Annotated in this window: 25 protein-coding genes; all 25 read right to left on the reverse strand. The window is 33.1% G+C overall.

All coding sequences use genetic code 11. The features are described 5' to 3' along the window. Window positions 1-111 precede the first annotated feature (111 nt). Window positions 112-1,398 (reverse strand): citrate synthase, encoded by a 1,287-nt coding sequence (locus ABD715_RS09965; RefSeq protein WP_344788061.1) that lies wholly within the window; start codon window positions 1,396-1,398, stop codon window positions 112-114. Between the two features lie 172 nt (window positions 1,399-1,570). Next, window positions 1,571-2,863: a phosphopyruvate hydratase gene (gene eno, locus ABD715_RS09970; RefSeq protein WP_344788062.1), complete on the reverse strand. Its 1,293-nt coding sequence runs from the start codon at window positions 2,861-2,863 to the stop codon at window positions 1,571-1,573. 154 nt (window positions 2,864-3,017) lie between these two features. Further along, entirely contained in the window at window positions 3,018-4,121 is a 1,104-nt protein-coding gene (gene carA / locus ABD715_RS09975; protein WP_344788425.1) for a glutamine-hydrolyzing carbamoyl-phosphate synthase small subunit, read from the reverse strand. Between the two features lie 136 nt (window positions 4,122-4,257). Next, the gene (rplQ, locus tag ABD715_RS09980; protein ID WP_344788063.1) at window positions 4,258-4,731 is read right to left on the reverse strand and encodes a 50S ribosomal protein L17; all 474 of its coding nucleotides are present in this window, start codon (window positions 4,729-4,731) and stop codon (window positions 4,258-4,260) included. Between the two features lie 59 nt (window positions 4,732-4,790). Beyond that, on the reverse strand, window positions 4,791-5,783 hold the full coding sequence (locus ABD715_RS09985) for a DNA-directed RNA polymerase subunit alpha (RefSeq protein WP_344788064.1): 993 nt from the start codon (window positions 5,781-5,783) through the stop codon (window positions 4,791-4,793). 96 nt (window positions 5,784-5,879) lie between these two features. After that, complete coding sequence (gene rpsD / locus ABD715_RS09990; protein ID WP_344788065.1) at window positions 5,880-6,485, reverse strand: 30S ribosomal protein S4; 606 nt, start codon at window positions 6,483-6,485, stop codon at window positions 5,880-5,882. Between the two features lie 189 nt (window positions 6,486-6,674). Next, window positions 6,675-7,058 carry a 30S ribosomal protein S11 gene (gene rpsK, locus ABD715_RS09995; RefSeq protein WP_298495317.1) on the reverse strand — a complete coding sequence of 128 codons (384 nt, stop codon included), beginning with the start codon at window positions 7,056-7,058 and terminating at the stop codon, window positions 6,675-6,677. Between the two features lie 98 nt (window positions 7,059-7,156). Next, the gene (gene rpsM, locus ABD715_RS10000) at window positions 7,157-7,531 is read right to left on the reverse strand and encodes a 30S ribosomal protein S13 (protein WP_344788066.1); all 375 of its coding nucleotides are present in this window, start codon (window positions 7,529-7,531) and stop codon (window positions 7,157-7,159) included. Between the two features lie 3 nt (window positions 7,532-7,534). After that, a complete protein-coding gene (gene ykgO, locus ABD715_RS10005) occupies window positions 7,535-7,651 on the reverse strand; it encodes a type B 50S ribosomal protein L36 (RefSeq protein WP_013305171.1) in 117 nt (38 codons plus the stop codon). 4 nt (window positions 7,652-7,655) lie between these two features. Then, entirely contained in the window at window positions 7,656-7,871 is a 216-nt protein-coding gene (infA, locus tag ABD715_RS10010) for a translation initiation factor IF-1 (RefSeq protein WP_028289261.1), read from the reverse strand. Between the two features lie 10 nt (window positions 7,872-7,881). Continuing rightward, on the reverse strand, window positions 7,882-9,237 hold the full coding sequence (gene secY / locus ABD715_RS10015; protein ID WP_344788068.1) for a preprotein translocase subunit SecY: 1,356 nt from the start codon (window positions 9,235-9,237) through the stop codon (window positions 7,882-7,884). A 16-nt stretch (window positions 9,238-9,253) separates the two neighbouring features. Further along, window positions 9,254-9,706 (reverse strand): 50S ribosomal protein L15, encoded by a 453-nt coding sequence (gene rplO, locus ABD715_RS10020; protein ID WP_344788069.1) that lies wholly within the window; start codon window positions 9,704-9,706, stop codon window positions 9,254-9,256. Between the two features lie 14 nt (window positions 9,707-9,720). Then, complete coding sequence (gene rpmD / locus ABD715_RS10025; RefSeq protein ID WP_069831945.1) at window positions 9,721-9,900, reverse strand: 50S ribosomal protein L30; 180 nt, start codon at window positions 9,898-9,900, stop codon at window positions 9,721-9,723. 11 nt (window positions 9,901-9,911) lie between these two features. Next, window positions 9,912-10,436, reverse strand: coding sequence for a 30S ribosomal protein S5 (rpsE, locus tag ABD715_RS10030; protein WP_344788070.1), 525 nt, complete (start codon window positions 10,434-10,436; stop codon window positions 9,912-9,914). A 6-nt stretch (window positions 10,437-10,442) separates the two neighbouring features. After that, window positions 10,443-10,799 (reverse strand): 50S ribosomal protein L18, encoded by a 357-nt coding sequence (rplR, locus tag ABD715_RS10035; protein ID WP_344788071.1) that lies wholly within the window; start codon window positions 10,797-10,799, stop codon window positions 10,443-10,445. Window positions 10,800-10,809: 10 nt separating this feature from the next. Continuing rightward, the gene (rplF, locus tag ABD715_RS10040; protein ID WP_344788072.1) at window positions 10,810-11,352 is read right to left on the reverse strand and encodes a 50S ribosomal protein L6; all 543 of its coding nucleotides are present in this window, start codon (window positions 11,350-11,352) and stop codon (window positions 10,810-10,812) included. Between the two features lie 18 nt (window positions 11,353-11,370). Beyond that, window positions 11,371-11,769 (reverse strand): 30S ribosomal protein S8, encoded by a 399-nt coding sequence (rpsH, locus tag ABD715_RS10045; protein ID WP_344788073.1) that lies wholly within the window; start codon window positions 11,767-11,769, stop codon window positions 11,371-11,373. Window positions 11,770-11,842: 73 nt separating this feature from the next. Next, window positions 11,843-12,112 (reverse strand): 30S ribosomal protein S14, encoded by a 270-nt coding sequence (rpsN, locus tag ABD715_RS10050; RefSeq protein WP_344788074.1) that lies wholly within the window; start codon window positions 12,110-12,112, stop codon window positions 11,843-11,845. A 3-nt stretch (window positions 12,113-12,115) separates the two neighbouring features. Then, on the reverse strand, window positions 12,116-12,667 hold the full coding sequence (gene rplE, locus ABD715_RS10055; RefSeq protein WP_344788075.1) for a 50S ribosomal protein L5: 552 nt from the start codon (window positions 12,665-12,667) through the stop codon (window positions 12,116-12,118). Between the two features lie 2 nt (window positions 12,668-12,669). Next, a complete protein-coding gene (gene rplX / locus ABD715_RS10060) occupies window positions 12,670-12,981 on the reverse strand; it encodes a 50S ribosomal protein L24 (RefSeq protein WP_344788077.1) in 312 nt (103 codons plus the stop codon). A 16-nt stretch (window positions 12,982-12,997) separates the two neighbouring features. Beyond that, complete coding sequence (gene rplN, locus ABD715_RS10065) at window positions 12,998-13,366, reverse strand: 50S ribosomal protein L14 (RefSeq protein WP_344788078.1); 369 nt, start codon at window positions 13,364-13,366, stop codon at window positions 12,998-13,000. Between the two features lie 2 nt (window positions 13,367-13,368). Beyond that, window positions 13,369-13,626, reverse strand: a complete 258-nt coding sequence (gene rpsQ / locus ABD715_RS10070) for a 30S ribosomal protein S17 (RefSeq protein WP_344788079.1) — start codon at window positions 13,624-13,626, stop codon at window positions 13,369-13,371. A gap of 12 nt (window positions 13,627-13,638) precedes the next feature. Next, complete coding sequence (gene rpmC, locus ABD715_RS10075; protein WP_298532135.1) at window positions 13,639-13,830, reverse strand: 50S ribosomal protein L29; 192 nt, start codon at window positions 13,828-13,830, stop codon at window positions 13,639-13,641. 13 nt (window positions 13,831-13,843) lie between these two features. Further along, on the reverse strand, window positions 13,844-14,263 hold the full coding sequence (rplP, locus tag ABD715_RS10080) for a 50S ribosomal protein L16 (RefSeq protein ID WP_344788080.1): 420 nt from the start codon (window positions 14,261-14,263) through the stop codon (window positions 13,844-13,846). Between the two features lie 21 nt (window positions 14,264-14,284). Beyond that, window positions 14,285-15,007, reverse strand: a complete 723-nt coding sequence (gene rpsC / locus ABD715_RS10085) for a 30S ribosomal protein S3 (protein ID WP_034043304.1) — start codon at window positions 15,005-15,007, stop codon at window positions 14,285-14,287. Between the last annotated feature and the right edge of the window lie 6 nt (window positions 15,008-15,013).

A 15,013-nucleotide genomic window follows, 5' to 3' on the forward strand; every position in this document is an offset into this window, starting at 1 on the left:
CTAAGAATATTTAGTTTGATTTTGCATTATTCTTATAAATATTAAATAAAAAATAAAAAAGCTTCATGAAAAAATCATGAAGCCTAAATATATTTAAAAATATCTTTTAATTTATCTGTTTTCTACAGCAGTAAAAGCTCTTTCTGTTTCTCCTGTATAAAGTTGTCTTGGACGCCCTATTGGCTCTTTATTTAAACGCATTTCTCTCCATTGCGCAATCCAACCTGGTAAACGACCTAAAGCAAACATTACTGTAAACATTTCTGTAGGTATACCCATAGCTCTATAAATAATACCTGAGTAGAAATCTACATTAGGATATAATTTACGCTTAACAAAATAATCATCACTTAAAGCTTCTTGCTCTAAACCTTTAGCAATATCTAAAATAGGATCTTGTACTCCTAAATCTCCTAAAACTTCATCTGCTGCAACTTTAATAATTTTAGCTCTAGGATCGAAATTTTTATAAACTCTATGTCCAAAGCCCATTAAACGAAATGGATCTTCTTTGTCCTTAGCTTTACCCATATATTTTTTAGTATCTCCGCCATCTGCTTTAATAGCTTCAAGCATTTCTAATACAGCTTGATTAGCCCCACCGTGAAGTGGCCCCCAAAGCGCAGAAATACCTGCAGATATAGAAGCAAAAAGTCCTGCATGAGAAGAACCTACTATTCTTACTGTAGATGTAGAACAGTTTTGCTCGTGGTCTGCATGAAGAATTAATAACTTATCTAAAGCATCAACTAAAATTTTATTTTGTGTATACTCTTCATTAGGTACTTTAAACATCATTTTTAAAATGTTCTCTACGTAGCCTAAATTTTTATCTCCATAATCTAACGGTAACCCAGATTTTTTACGCATGGACCATGCTACTAAAACAGGAAATTTACCTAAAATACTAACTATAGAATTGTATAAATCTTCTTCAGATTCAACATTTACAGAGTCTGGATTAAATGCTGTTAAAGCACTAGTTAAAGATGATAACACACCCATTGGATGAGCTGATTTAGGAAATGCATCTAATATCTTTTTAACATCCTCGTCTACTATAGAATTTTTCTTTATATCTGAGTGAAATTTTTCTAATTCTGAAGCTGTTGGTAATTCACCAAAAATTAATAAAAAAGCAACTTCTAAAAAGTCTGCTTTTTCCGCTAATTCTTCTATAGAATACCCTCTATATCTCAAAATACCTTTTTCTCCATCTAGAAATGTAACACTACTTTTACAAGAGCCTGTATTTTTAAAACCTGCATCTAAAGTTGTTACACCTCCTGTTGCTCCTCTTAGACTACTAATGTCCATTGCAACTTCGTTTTCGGTTCCTGTAATTAAAGGGAACTCATATTTTTTTTCATCAATTTCTAAGGTAGCCGTATTCGCCATATTTTTTTGAAAGTTTTTTTAATTATGCGGTTCGCTAATTTACGAAATATCTCATAATTTTTATAGCTTCTTTATAAAGGATTTAACAATAATTGTATTAGTAAAAATGATGGTATAAAAAAAAGCGATTATTAAAGAATAATAATCGCTTTTTTTATAATTAAATAATTTCCTATTTTATTTTGAATGCATTTTCTTGAGGAAAATATGCTACTTCACCTAATTCTTCTTCTATACGTAATAATTGGTTGTATTTAGCCATACGATCACTACGAGAAGCAGAACCTGTTTTAATTTGTCCAGTGTTTAATGCAACTGCTAAGTCTGCAATTGTATTATCTTCTGTTTCGCCAGAACGGTGAGACATTACAGATGTATAACCTGCATTATGAGCCATATTTACAGCAGCGATAGTCTCTGTTAATGTACCAATTTGGTTAACTTTAATTAAAATAGAGTTTGCTATACCTTCTTTAATACCTCTAGATAAACGCTCTACATTGGTAACAAATAAATCGTCTCCTACTAACTGCACTTTATCTCCAACAAGCTCTGTTAAATAACTCCAACCTTCCCAATCGTTTTCGTCCATACCATCTTCGATAGAAATGATAGGGTATTTAGCAACTAATTCTGCTAAGTATTCAGCTTGTTCTTTACTAGTTCTTACTTTTCCAGAAGCACCTTCAAATTTAGCATAGTCATACTGTCCATTTTCGTAGAACTCTGCAGAAGCACAATCTAAAGCGATTTTAACTTCATCACCAAATTTATAACCTGCATTTTCTACAGCTTTAGCGATAGTTTCTAAAGCATCTTCTGTTCCTCCTTCTAGGTTTGGAGCAAAACCACCTTCATCACCAACAGCTGTACTTAAGTTTCTGTCGTGTAATACTTTTTTTAGGTTATGGAAAATTTCTGTTCCCATTTGCATAGCGTGAGTAAAGTTTTTAGCTTTAACTGGCATAATCATAAACTCTTGAAATGCAATTGGAGCATCAGAATGAGATCCTCCATTTATAATATTCATCATTGGTAACGGAAGTGTGTTTGCAGAAACACCACCTACGTAACGGTATAATGGTAAACCAAGTTCTCCTGCTGCTGCTTTTGCAACAGCTAAAGAAACGCCTAATATAGCATTAGCTCCTAATTTAGATTTATTAGGTGTTCCATCTAAATCAATCATAATCTTATCTATAAGATTTTGTTCGAAAACAGATACTCCTAATAATTCGTCAGCAATAATAGAATTAACATTATCTACTGCTTTTAAAACACCTTTACCCATGTAAGTATCTCCACCATCACGTAACTCTACAGCTTCGTGTTCTCCAGTTGAAGCACCAGATGGCACAGCAGCTCTTCCTAATACATCATTTTCTGTTACTACATCAACTTCTACAGTTGGATTTCCTCTAGAATCTAGAATTTGTCTTGCGTGGACATTAATTATTACACTCATAATTGGTTTGTTTTATACTTTTAATATTTCAAATTTACGCTTAAATCTTCTCTTTTTTTAGATGTTTTTAAACAAATGTTAAAAATTGCATCTATAACGTTTTAGTAAAATATAACCTCAAAAAAAAAGAATTTCTTTGAGGTTATAGAGTTATTTATTTTTTTATATTTTCTATGAATTGATCAAAAAGATATGATGAATCATGTGGTCCTGGACTTGCTTCTGGGTGGTATTGTACAGAAAATACATTTTTAGATTTCATTGCTAACCCAGCAACGGTATTATCATTTAAATGCAGATGCGTTATTTCTAAATCGTCATGAGCTTCTGCATCTTCTCTATTTACAGCAAAGCCATGATTTTGAGATGTTACCTCGCCTTTACCTGTAATTAAATTTTTAACAGGGTGGTTTATACCTCTATGCCCATTATGCATTTTATAAGTAGATACACCATTAGCCAGCGCAATAACTTGATGGCCTAAGCATATACCAAATAAAGGTAAATTTCTTTTTATTATTTCTTTAGCTACAGCTTGTGCTTCTACCAAAGGTTCTGGATCTCCAGGACCGTTAGATAAAAAGTAACCATCTGGTTTAAAGGCTTCTAAATCTTCAAATTTAGAATTAAAAGGAAATACTTTTATGTATACATCTCTCTTAGCAATATTACGCAGTATATTCGTTTTAATACCAATATCTAAAGCAGAAACTTTATAAGTAGCATTTTCATCTCCATAATAGTAAGGCTCTTTTGTAGATACTTTCGATGCTAACTCTAAACCTTCCATTTTTGGCACTTCTGCCAATTGCTTTTTTAAGCCTTCAATATTATCGACATCAGTACTTATAACCGCATTCATGGCTCCGTGATCTCTAATATAACTAACTAAAGCTCTAGTATCGACATCGGAAATGGCTAGCAAATTATTTTTATCTAAAAAATCTTCTAAAGAACCATCTGAGTTATCTCTAGAAAATTCGTAACTAAAATTTTTAACAATAAGTCCAGCAATTTTTATAGAGTCAGATTCTACGTCATCATTATTAACTCCGTAGTTACCAATATGTGCATTGGTAGCTACCATTAATTGACCGTAGTACGACGGATCTGTAAAAATTTCTTGATAACCAGTCATACCGGTATTAAAACAAACTTCTCCAAAAGAAGTACCTTGCTTATTACCTACTGCTTTACCGTAAAAAATAGTGCCATCTGCTAGAAGTACAATGGCTTTTTGTCTTTTTTGATATTTCATCCTTAGTTTTAATAAGATTTCTGCATGATCTAAATCGAGTTTAGAAATCACTTAGAAAAAAAAGTTTTACAAAATTGCACAAAAAAAAGGATAAACTAAAATAGTTTATCCTTATATTTTAAATGCTTATTAACATTTATTCTTCTTCGTTAGATGCTTGAGTTTCAACTGGAGCTGCAGCAGCTGGCTTAGAACCACCTCTTCTACTTCTTCTAGTTGTTTTCTTCTCTTTCTTACCAGCATTGTAGATTTCGTTGTAATCAACTAATTCTATCATCGCCATATCAGCATTATCACCTAAACGATTTCCTAGTTTAATAATTCTAGTATAACCTCCTGGTCTATCACCAATTTTAGGAGCTACATCTCTAAATAATTCTGTAACCGCATCTTTTTGTCTTAAACGACTAAATACGATACGTCTGTTATGAGTTGTATCTTCTTTTGATTTAGTAATCATTGGCTCTACAAATTGTTTTAAAGCTTTTGCTTTTGCAACTGTTGTGTTAATACGTTTGTGTTCTATTAAAGAACAAGCCATATTAGCTAACATTGCTTTTCTGTGAGCAGTTTGTCTACCTAAGTGGTTTACTTTTTTTCCGTGTCTCATGACATTTGTTTTATCATCTTGCTACTATACTCGTTATTGGAGGAGCAAAATATGATTAATTAATCTTTATCTAATTTATATTTACTTAAATCCATTCCAAAGTTTAATCCTTTAACATTTACAAGCTCTTCAAGCTCTGTTAAAGACTTTTTACCAAAGTTTCTAAATTTCATTAAGTCATTTTTATTAAAAGATACTAAGTCACCTAAAGTATCTACTTCTGCAGCTTTTAAACAGTTAAGTGCACGTACAGATAAATCCATATCAATTAACTTTGTTTTAAGCAACTGACGCATATGTAATGATTCTTCATCATATGTTTCAGTTTGTGCAATTTCATCTGCTTCTAATGTAATGCGCTCATCAGAGAATAACATAAAGTGGTGAATTAACGTTTTCGCTCCCTCTGTTAATGCATCTTGTGGCGTTATAGAACCATCTGTAATGATTTCGAAAACTAGTTTTTCGTAATCTGTTTTTTGCTCTACACGGTAATTTTCAATGCTATATTTAACATTTTTAATTGGTGTGTAAATTGAATCTGTAAAAATAGTTCCAATTGGTGCAGCAGCCTTTTTATTTTCTTCTGCAGGAACATATCCTCTACCTTTCTCAATAGTAATCTCCATGTTAAAGTTAACTTTAGGATCTAAATTACAGATTACTAATTCTGAATTTAAAACTTGAAATCCTGAAATAAACTTTTGGAAATCTCCAGCTAATATTTGTTCTTGTCCAGAAATTGAAATAGAAATTGATTCGTTATCAATATCTTCTATTTGTCTTTTAAAACGTACTTGTTTTAAATTTAAAATAATTTCTGTAACATCTTCTACCACCCCTGCTATTGCAGAAAACTCGTGATCTACCCCTTCTATTCTAACAGATGTTATAGCAAATCCTTCTAAAGAAGATAATAAAACTCTTCTTAATGCATTTCCTACTGTTAATCCGTAACCTGGTTCTAGTGGTCTGAATTCGAATTTACCTTCGAAATCAGTAGAATCAATCATGATTACTTTGTCGGGCTTTTGAAAATTAAATACTGCCATGTTTTTTCTTCGTTTTAATTGTTACTTAGTTGCGCGGTTTATAGGTATGAAGAAGACTAATAAACCCTTTGGCTAAATACCAATATGATTAATTTATTATTTAGAATATAATTCTACAATTAACTGCTCGTTAATGTTTTCTGGTATTTGAATTCTAGCAGGAACAGCAACATATGTACCTTGTTTAGTATCATCATTCCAAGTAATCCATTCAAAAACGTTACTTGAATTAGCTAAAGATCTACTAATAGCTTCTAAAGATTTAGATTTTTCTCTAACAGCTACAACATCTCCTGCTTGTAATTGGTAAGATGGTATGTTAACTAACTCTCCATTTACAGTAATGTGTCTATGAGACACCAATTGTCTAGCTCCACTTCTAGAAGGAGATATTCCCATTCTAAAAACAACATTATCTAATCTAGATTCGCAAAGTTGTAATAAAACTTCACCTGTAATACCTTGTGCAGCTCTTGCTTTTTTAAATAACCCTCTAAACTGACGCTCTAATATACCATAAGTATATTTTGCTTTTTGTTTAGCTTCTAACTGAATTGCGTATTCAGATTTTTTTCCACGACGTCTTGCGTTTCCGTGTTGCCCTGGAGGGTAATTTCTTTTCTCGAAAGATTTGTCTTCTCCAAATATAGCTTCTCCAAATTTACGAGCTATTTTAGTTTTAGGACCAGTATATCTTGCCATTTTAATTGTTTTTTAAGAGTGATTATGAATTAAGGTCTTAATCTTATCCTTCGATAATCGTTGATCTCTTGTTGATACTTGATTAATTTTTCAGTTTGCAAATTTACATAAAAAAAATTAATACCATCTGTTTTAGATGATATTAATTTTTTAACTTGCTTACTTAAACAGCGTTGTATTGCAACGTGATTAAACTCTTCTTCTTTTTGGAGGACGACATCCATTATGAGGTAATGGAGTTACATCTATAATTTCTGTAACTTCAATTCCTGCATTATGAATAGAACGAATAGCAGATTCTCTACCATTTCCTGGTCCTTTAACGTAAACTTTTACTTTCTTTAAACCAGCTTCTGAAGCAACTCCAGCAGCATCTTCTGCAGCTAATTGTGCTGCATAAGGTGTGTTTTTCTTAGAACCTCTAAATCCCATCTTACCAGCAGAAGACCATGAAATAACATCTCCTTTTTTGTTAGTAAGTGAAATAATGATGTTGTTAAATGAAGCTGTAACGTGAGCTTCTCCAACAGCATCTACAATAACTTTACGTTTTTTTGTACTTGTCTTTGCCATATTATTTTAGTTTCTAGTTGTTAGTTGTTAGTGTAGAATCCTAGACTTTTACATTTCAAACAGATTCCATCTAACTACTAAATACTAATGACTTTTAATTATTTAGTTGCTTTCTTTTTGTTAGCAACAGTTTTTCTTCTACCTTTTCTAGTTCTAGAGTTATTCTTAGTTCTTTGCCCTCTTAAAGGAAGACCAGATCTATGACGGATACCTCTGTAACAACCAATATCCATTAAACGTTTAATGTTTAATTGTGTTTCAGAACGTAATTCTCCTTCGATAGTAAAAGTTCCAACAGCTTCACGAATACCACTAATTTGGTCATCGGTCCAATCTTGTACTTTAGTACTTTCATCAACTTTAGCAGCAGCTAAAATTTCTTTTGCTCTACTTCTACCTACTCCATAGATATAAGTTAATGAGATAACTCCTCTCTTGTTTTTTGGTATGTCTACACCTGCAATTCTTGCCATAGCTTATCCTTGTCTTTGTTTGAATCTAGGATTCTTTTTGTTAATTACGTAAAGTCTACCTTTTCTACGTACGATTTTACAATCTGCACTTCTCTTTTTAACTGATGCTCTTACTTTCATCTTGTTAGTATCTATAAGTTATTCGAGCCTTAGATAAATCATACGGACTCATTTCTAATTTTACTTTATCTCCTGGTAGTAATTTAATGTAATGCATACGCATTTTACCAGAGATATGTGCTGTCACAATGTGACCATTTTCCAACTCAACACGAAACATAGCATTTGATAATGCTTCTATAATTGTTCCGTCTTGTTCTATTGCTGCTTGTTTTGCCATAGTATATATATTAAGCTACTGCCTTTCTATTTTTACCTGTTTTCATCAAGCCATCATAATGTCTATTTAACAAGTAAGAATTAACTTGTTGCATAGTATCTATTGCAACTCCAACCATAATTAATAATGATGTTCCTCCAAAAAACAAAGCCCATCCTTGTTGAACTCCCATAAGCTTAACAATAAAAGCTGGGAAAATAGCTATAAGTGCTAAAAAGATAGAACCAGGTAATGTTATTTGAGACATAATTTTGTCTAAATATTCAGATGTTTCCGACCCAGGACGAATCCCAGGAATAAAACCACCACTACGTTTTAAATCGTCTGCCATTTTATTTGTTGGTACAGTAATCGCCGTATAAAAATATGTAAATATTATAATTAATAAAGCGAAAGTAATGTTGTAAGCCAACCCGAACATATCTGCATAATTTGTTTGCATCCATGCACCAGCAGCAGAGTCTTTTAAAAGTGCAGAACCTCCAATCCAACTTGGTACAAACATAATAGCTTGCGCAAATATAATTGGCATAACACCCGAAGCATTAAGCTTTAATGGAATGTATTGTCTAGAACCTTCAACAGCACTTTTTTCGTAACCACCAGTAGCAGTTCGTCTTGCGTATTGCACAGCAATTTTTCTAACTCCCATCACTAACATGATAGAACCTAAAATAATAACCATCCAAACTACTAACTCTATTAACACCATCATTAAACCACCGTTTCCTCCACCTTCTATTCTAGAAGCGTAGTTTTGTACAAATGAAGCAGGCATTCTAGCAATAATACCTACCATAATTAATAATGATATACCGTTACCAATACCCTTGTCTGTAATTTTTTCTCCTAACCACATAGCAAATATACAACCAGTAACTAAGATAGAAACAGACGAAAAGTAAAACAAAGGCCCTGTACCTAATAAAAATGCACTTTGCGGAATACCTAAAGCAGGTAAACTAGCTAAATAACCTGGCGCTTGTAATAAACAAATAGCAATTGTTAACCAACGCGTTATTTGTGTTATTTTCTTTTGCCCACTAGCACCTTCTTTCTGTAATTTCTGTAAATACGGAATAGCAATACCCATTAACTGTACTACAATAGAAGCAGAAATATAAGGCATAATACCCAACGCAAAAACAGAAGCATTTGCAAATGCACCACCAGTAAAAGCATTAAGCAATCCTAACAGACCATCGCCTGTTTTATCTGCTAAACCTCCCAATTGGGAAGCATCAACTCCTGGTAATACAACTTGAGCACCAAAACGATAAACTAATAATAAACCAATTGTAACAACAATTCTGTTTCTTAGTTCCTCTATTTTCCAAACATTTTTTAACGATTCTATAAATTTCATACGTCTAATTAGGGTCTTATAACGTTACAGCTTCTCCACCAGCAGCTTCAATAGCAGCTTTTGCTGAAGCAGTAAATTTATGTGCAGATACTTTTAATTTAGCTTTTAACTCTCCTCTACCTAAAATTTTAACTAGATCGTTTTTTCCAGCTAAACGGTTAGAAAACAAAGTTTCAAAATCTACCGTATCTTTAATTTTCTTATCATCAACCAACTGTTGTAAGGTATCAAGATTTATACCTTGATATTCTACACGATTAATGTTAGTAAAACCAAATTTAGGAACTCGTCTTTGAAGAGGCATTTGACCTCCTTCAAATCCTAATTTCTTAGAATAACCAGAACGAGATTTAGCTCCTTTGTGACCACGTGTTGCGGTACCTCCTTTTCCAGAACCTTGTCCTCTACCTATTCTTTTACCTTGGCTTTTTACTGAACCTTGTGCAGGTTTTAAATTACTTAAATCCATTTCAGTTTATATTTTTAAGCTTCTTCTACAGAAACTAAATGTGAAACTTTAGCAACCATACCTAAAATATTAGGTGTAGCTTCGTGCTCTTTTACTTGACCAATCTTTTTAAGACCAAGAGCTTCTAAAGTTCTTTTTTGTCTTAGCGTACGATTGATTGCGCTTTTAACTTTTTTTACTTTAATCTTTGCCATTTCTGTCGTTATTAAGCGTTAAAAACTTGTTCAAGAGTGATTCCTCTATCTTTTGCAATAGCGTTAGCATCTCTTAATTGTAATAAAGCATCAAATGTTGCTTTTACAACGTTATGAGGATTTGAAGACCCTTGAGATTTAGATAATACATCATGTACACCTACAGCCTCAAGAACAGTTCTAACAGCTCCACCAGCAATAACACCTGTACCAGGTGCAGCAGGGATAATGTTAACTCTTGCTCCTCCAAATTTACCCTTTTGTTCGTGAGGTAAAGTTCCTTTAATAATAGGAATTCTTACTAGGTTTTTCTTAGCATCCTCTACAGCTTTAGCAATTGCACTTGCTACATCTTTAGATTTTCCTAATCCTTGTCCTACTACACCTGCTTCGTCACCAACTACTACAATTGCTGAAAAACCAAATGCTCTACCTCCTTTAGTTACTTTTGTAACTCTTTGTACTCCAACAAGACGATCTTTAAGATCTAATCCTCCTGGCTTTACTAATTCTGCACTTTTATATTTTTTAAACATAATTTCTTAGAATTTAAGTCCTGCTTCTCTAGCTCCTTCAGCTAATGATTTTACTCTACCATGGTATAAATACCCTCCTCTATCAAAAGTGATAGTTTCTACACCAGCTTTTAAAGCTCTTTCAGCAACGGTCTTTCCAACTAAAGTAGCTACTTCACTTTTAGTACCTTTTGCAGAACTAATGTCCTTATCTCTTGAAGATGCTGCACTGATTGTCACACCAGTTACGTCATCTACAACCTGAGCATAAATTTCTTTATTACTTCTAAAAACAGCTAACCTAGGTTTAGCTTCTGTACCAGAAACTATCTTGCGAATTCTGTTTTTAATTCTTTGTCTTCTTTGTTCTTTTGTCAATGCCATAACTTAATTATTAAGCTGATTTACCTGCTTTTCTTCTTAATATCTCACCAACAAACTTAATACCTTTACCTTTATAAGGCTCTGGTGGTCTAAATCCACGGATTTTCGCTGCTACTTGTCCTACAAGTTGCTTATCGTGAGATGTTAACTTAATGATTGGATTTTTCCCTTTTTCTGATATTGTTTCAACTTTAACCTCTTGCGCTAAGCTCATTACAATGTTATGAGAAAAACCTAAAGCTAATTCAAGTTTTTGACCTTGGTTACTAGCTCTATATCCTACACCTACTAACTCTAATTGTTTAGTCCATCCTTGAGACACACCATCAATCATGTTATTTACTAAAGATCTGTATAAACCATGCTTAGCTTTTTGATCTTTAGTATCTGAAGAACGAGTTACTAAAACTTTAGCGTCTTCAACTTTAATTTCTACTGAATCGTAAGGTTGTGCTAGTTCTCCTAATTTTCCTTTTACAGTAATAACGTTATCTTTAACGCTAACTGTTACACCTTCTGGAATGGCTACTGGATTATTTCCTATTCTTGACATTTCTTTTCGGCTTTTAAATTAGTAAACGTAACATAATACTTCTCCACCAACATTTTCTCTTTGTGCTTGTTTACCTGTCATTACTCCGTGAGAAGTAGAAACAATAGCAATACCAAGACCATTAAGAATTCTAGGTAGATCTTTAGAACCAGAATATAGACGTAAACCTGGTTTACTCATTCTCTGAATTTTCTTAATTACAGGTTCTTTAGTCTCTTTATTGTACTTAAGAGCAATTTTAATTGTTCCTTGTACAGAAGAGTCATCAAACTTGTAGCTTAAAATATATCCTTGTTCGAATAATATTTTAGTGATGTCTTTCTTTAAGTTAGATGCAGGAATCTCTACCACTCTGTGGTTAGCACGAATCGCGTTTCTAACTCTTGTAAGATAATCCGATATTGGATCTGTATACATATGTATTAATTTGCGGTTTTGGTTTTCAAGCGGAACTATTCCGCTTGAACCTTAAACCAATTTATAATTATTTTTACCAGCTTGCTTTTCTAACACCAGGTATTAAACCTTGGTTAGCCATTTCTCTGAATGTTACACGAGAAATTCCAAAAGTTCTCATATACCCTTTAGGTCTTCCTGTTAGTTTACATCTATTATGTTGACGTATAGGAGAAGCATTTTTTGGTAACTTTTGTAATGCATCATAATCTCCAGCTGCTTTTAAAGCTTTACGTTTTTCTGCATATTTAGCTACTGTTTTCGCTCTTTTTACCTCACGGGCTTTCATTGATTCTTTAGCCATAACTTAGTTCTTTTGAAAAGGTAACCCTAATTCTGTTAATAATGATTTTGCTTCTTTATCTGTATTTGCAGAAGTTACAAATGTAATATCCATTCCTGAGATTTTATTAACTTTATCAATATTTATCTCTGGAAAGATAATTTGCTCTACAATACCTAGATTGTAGTTACCTCTTCCATCAAATCCAGTCGCTTTAATTCCATTAAAATCCCTTACACGAGGTAAGGCAGAAGTTACTAAGCGATCTAAAAATTCAAACATTTTATCACCACGTAAAGTTACTTTAACACCAATAGGCATTCCTTTACGTAATTTAAATGTTGCAACATCTTTCTTAGATAATGTAGCTATTGCTTTTTGTCCAGATATAGTAGTAACCTCCTCCAATGCGTGGTCGATTAACTTTTTGTCCGCAACTGCTGCTCCAACGCCTTTAGATATTACTATCTTTTCTAGTTTTGGAACTTGCATTACATTCTTATATCCAAATTCGTCTGTAAGAGCTGCAATTACTTTGCTTTTATACTCTTCTTTAAGTCTAGGTGAATATGCCATAACTATATTACTTCATTAGATTTTGTTGAAAATCTTACTTTTTTATCTCCTTCCATTCTATATCCAACTCTTGTTGTTTCTCCTTTTGAAGTTAACAACGATAAGTTAGAAATATGAATAGCAGCTTCTTTCTCTACGATTCCTCCTTGAGGATTTTGTGCACTTGGTTTAGTATGTTTCTTTACCATGTTTACACCCTCAACAATCGCTTTGTTCTTTTCTATCAATACCTTTTGAACCTTACCTTCAGATCCTTTGTGATCTCCAGCAATTACTTTTACAGTATCTCCAGTTTTTATTTTAAGCTTTCCCATCTTAATATTTTTTGTATTAAAGCACTTCTGGTGCTAATGATACAATCTTCATGAATGATTTATCACGAAGCTCTCTTGCAACAGGACCAAAAACACGTGTTCCTCTCATTTCACCCGTTGGGTTTAATAAAACACAAGCATTATCGTCAAATCTTATATAAGATCCGTCTGGTCTTCTTACTTCCTTCTTTGTACGTACAACTACTGCAGTAGAAACAGCTCCTTTTTTAATATTTCCATTAGGAGTTGCATCTTTAACAGAAACAACTATTTTGTCTCCTACAGAAGCGTATCTTCTTTTAGTACCACCTAGAACACGGATAGTTAAAACTTCCTTTGCTCCAGTGTTATCTGCCACTCTAAGTCTTGATTCTTGTTGTACCATAATTACTTAGCTCTTTCTATGATTTCTACTAATCTCCAACATTTAGATTTACTTAAAGGCCTTGTTTCCATGATCTTTACTGTATCTCCAATATTACAATCGTTTGTTTCGTCGTGTGCAACATATTTTTTTGTTTTTAACACGAACTTACCATACATAGGGTGCTTTACTTTTTTAACTTCTGCAACAACTATTGATTTTTGCATTTTGTTACTAGTAACAACTCCTACACGTTCTTTTCTTAAATTTCTTGTTTCCATCTTTCAGCAGAATTATTGTAATTCTCTTTTAGTTAATTCGGTCGCAATTCTAGCTACTGTTCTTCTTACTGAACGTAGTTGAATTGGATTTTCTAAAGGAGATATTGCATGTGCTAATTTTAGATCTGAATAACTCTTTTTAGTTTCACCAAGTTTCTCTTGTAACTCAGCTACAGATAATTCTTTAATTTCTGATTGTTTCATAATATCAAATAAATTATGCTTCGTAATCTCTAGCGATTAAAAACTTAGTCTTAACTGGTAATTTTTGAGCTGCTAAGCGTAACGCTTCTTTAGCAACTTCTAGAGGTACTCCTCCTATTTCAAAAACTACTCTACCTGGTTTACATACTGCAACCCAGTACTCAACTCCACCTTTACCTTTACCCATACGTACTTCAAGAGGTTTCTTTGTAATAGGCTTATCTGGAAATACTTTAATCCAAAGTTGACCTTCTCTTTTCATGTAACGAGTAGCGGCAATACGAGCTGCTTCAATTTGACGTGAAGTCAAAAAAGTTGCGTCTAACACTTTTATTCCAAAAGTACCGTTAGAAAGTTGGCTTCCTCTTTGAGAAAGACCTTTCATACGTCCTTTTTGTTGTTTACGAAATTTTGTTCTTTTAGGCTGTAACATTTTTCTTTACTTTATAAAAAATTACTTTCTACGACGAGGTCCTTTATTTCCACCACGTCCTCCGGCTCCACCTTTTCCTTGCTTCTTAGATAATCCAACAAGCGGAGAAAGTTCTCTTTTACCATATACTTCACCTTTCATGATCCATACTTTAACACCTAATCTACCATAAGTAGTATGTGCCTCAACTAAAGCATAATCAATATCGGCTCTAAAAGTTGATAAAGGAATACGTCCTTCTTTGTAGTGTTCAGAACGTGCCATTTCAGCACCGTTTAAACGTCCACTAATTTGGATTTTTATTCCTTCAGCATTCATACGCATAGTAGCAGCAATAGCCATTTTAATTGCACGTCTATATGAAATTCTATTTTCAATTTGACGAGCGATGCTAGATCCTACTAAAAACGCATCAAGTTCAGGTCTTTTAATTTCAAAGATATTAATCTGAACTTCCTTTCCTGTAATTTTCTTAAGCTCTTCTTTTAACTTGTCTACCTCTTGACCACCTTTTCCGATAATTATACCAGGTCTAGCAGTAGTGATAGTAACGGTTACAAGTTTTAAAGTTCTTTCGATTATTACTCTACTAACACTAGCTTTAGATAAACGCGCGTGAACGTATTTTCTAATTTTATCGTCTTCGGCAAGCTTATCTCCATAATCATTACCTCCATACCAGTTAGATTCCCATCCTCTGATAATACCTAAGCGATTTCCGATTGGATTTGTTTTTTGTCCCATTGTCTA

It is taken from the genome of Postechiella marina, assembly GCF_039538365.1.
GTDB classification, from domain to species: Bacteria; Bacteroidota; Bacteroidia; order Flavobacteriales; family Flavobacteriaceae; genus Postechiella; species Postechiella marina.

Coding starts and splice junctions, on each gene's coding strand:
- ABD715_RS09965 (WP_344788061.1), bottom strand. CDS start 1,398: ATGGCGAATACGGCTACCTTAGAAATTGATGAAAAAAAATATGAGTTC.
- eno (WP_344788062.1), bottom strand. CDS start 2,863: ATGAGTGTAATAATTAATGTCCACGCAAGACAAATTCTAGATTCTAGA.
- carA (WP_344788425.1), bottom strand. CDS start 4,121: ATGAAATATCAAAAAAGACAAAAAGCCATTGTACTTCTAGCAGATGGC.
- rplQ (WP_344788063.1), bottom strand. CDS start 4,731: ATGAGACACGGAAAAAAAGTAAACCACTTAGGTAGACAAACTGCTCAC.
- ABD715_RS09985 (WP_344788064.1), bottom strand. CDS start 5,783: ATGGCAGTATTTAATTTTCAAAAGCCCGACAAAGTAATCATGATTGAT.
- rpsD (WP_344788065.1), bottom strand. CDS start 6,485: ATGGCAAGATATACTGGTCCTAAAACTAAAATAGCTCGTAAATTTGGA.
- rpsK (WP_298495317.1), bottom strand. CDS start 7,058: ATGGCAAAGACAAGTACAAAAAAACGTAAAGTTATTGTAGATGCTGTT.
- rpsM (WP_344788066.1), bottom strand. CDS start 7,531: ATGGCAAGAATTGCAGGTGTAGACATACCAAAAAACAAGAGAGGAGTT.
- ykgO (WP_013305171.1), bottom strand. CDS start 7,651: ATGAAAGTAAGAGCATCAGTTAAAAAGAGAAGTGCAGATTGTAAAATC.
- infA (WP_028289261.1), bottom strand. CDS start 7,871: ATGGCAAAACAAGCAGCAATAGAACAAGACGGAACAATTATAGAAGCA.
- secY (WP_344788068.1), bottom strand. CDS start 9,237: ATGAAATTTATAGAATCGTTAAAAAATGTTTGGAAAATAGAGGAACTA.
- rplO (WP_344788069.1), bottom strand. CDS start 9,706: ATGGATTTAAGTAATTTAAAACCTGCACAAGGTTCAGTAAAAAGCCAA.
- rpmD (WP_069831945.1), bottom strand. CDS start 9,900: ATGGCAAAGATTAAAGTAAAAAAAGTTAAAAGCGCAATCAATCGTACG.
- rpsE (WP_344788070.1), bottom strand. CDS start 10,436: ATGTTTAAAAAATATAAAAGTGCAGAATTAGTAAAGCCAGGAGGATTA.
- rplR (WP_344788071.1), bottom strand. CDS start 10,799: ATGGCATTGACAAAAGAACAAAGAAGACAAAGAATTAAAAACAGAATT.
- rplF (WP_344788072.1), bottom strand. CDS start 11,352: ATGTCAAGAATAGGAAATAATCCAGTAGCCATTCCAGAAGGTGTAACA.
- rpsH (WP_344788073.1), bottom strand. CDS start 11,769: ATGTATACAGATCCAATATCGGATTATCTTACAAGAGTTAGAAACGCG.
- rpsN (WP_344788074.1), bottom strand. CDS start 12,112: ATGGCTAAAGAATCAATGAAAGCCCGTGAGGTAAAAAGAGCGAAAACA.
- rplE (WP_344788075.1), bottom strand. CDS start 12,667: ATGGCATATTCACCTAGACTTAAAGAAGAGTATAAAAGCAAAGTAATT.
- rplX (WP_344788077.1), bottom strand. CDS start 12,981: ATGGGAAAGCTTAAAATAAAAACTGGAGATACTGTAAAAGTAATTGCT.
- rplN (WP_344788078.1), bottom strand. CDS start 13,366: ATGGTACAACAAGAATCAAGACTTAGAGTGGCAGATAACACTGGAGCA.
- rpsQ (WP_344788079.1), bottom strand. CDS start 13,626: ATGGAAACAAGAAATTTAAGAAAAGAACGTGTAGGAGTTGTTACTAGT.
- rpmC (WP_298532135.1), bottom strand. CDS start 13,830: ATGAAACAATCAGAAATTAAAGAATTATCTGTAGCTGAGTTACAAGAG.
- rplP (WP_344788080.1), bottom strand. CDS start 14,263: ATGTTACAGCCTAAAAGAACAAAATTTCGTAAACAACAAAAAGGACGT.
- rpsC (WP_034043304.1), bottom strand. CDS start 15,007: ATGGGACAAAAAACAAATCCAATCGGAAATCGCTTAGGTATTATCAGA.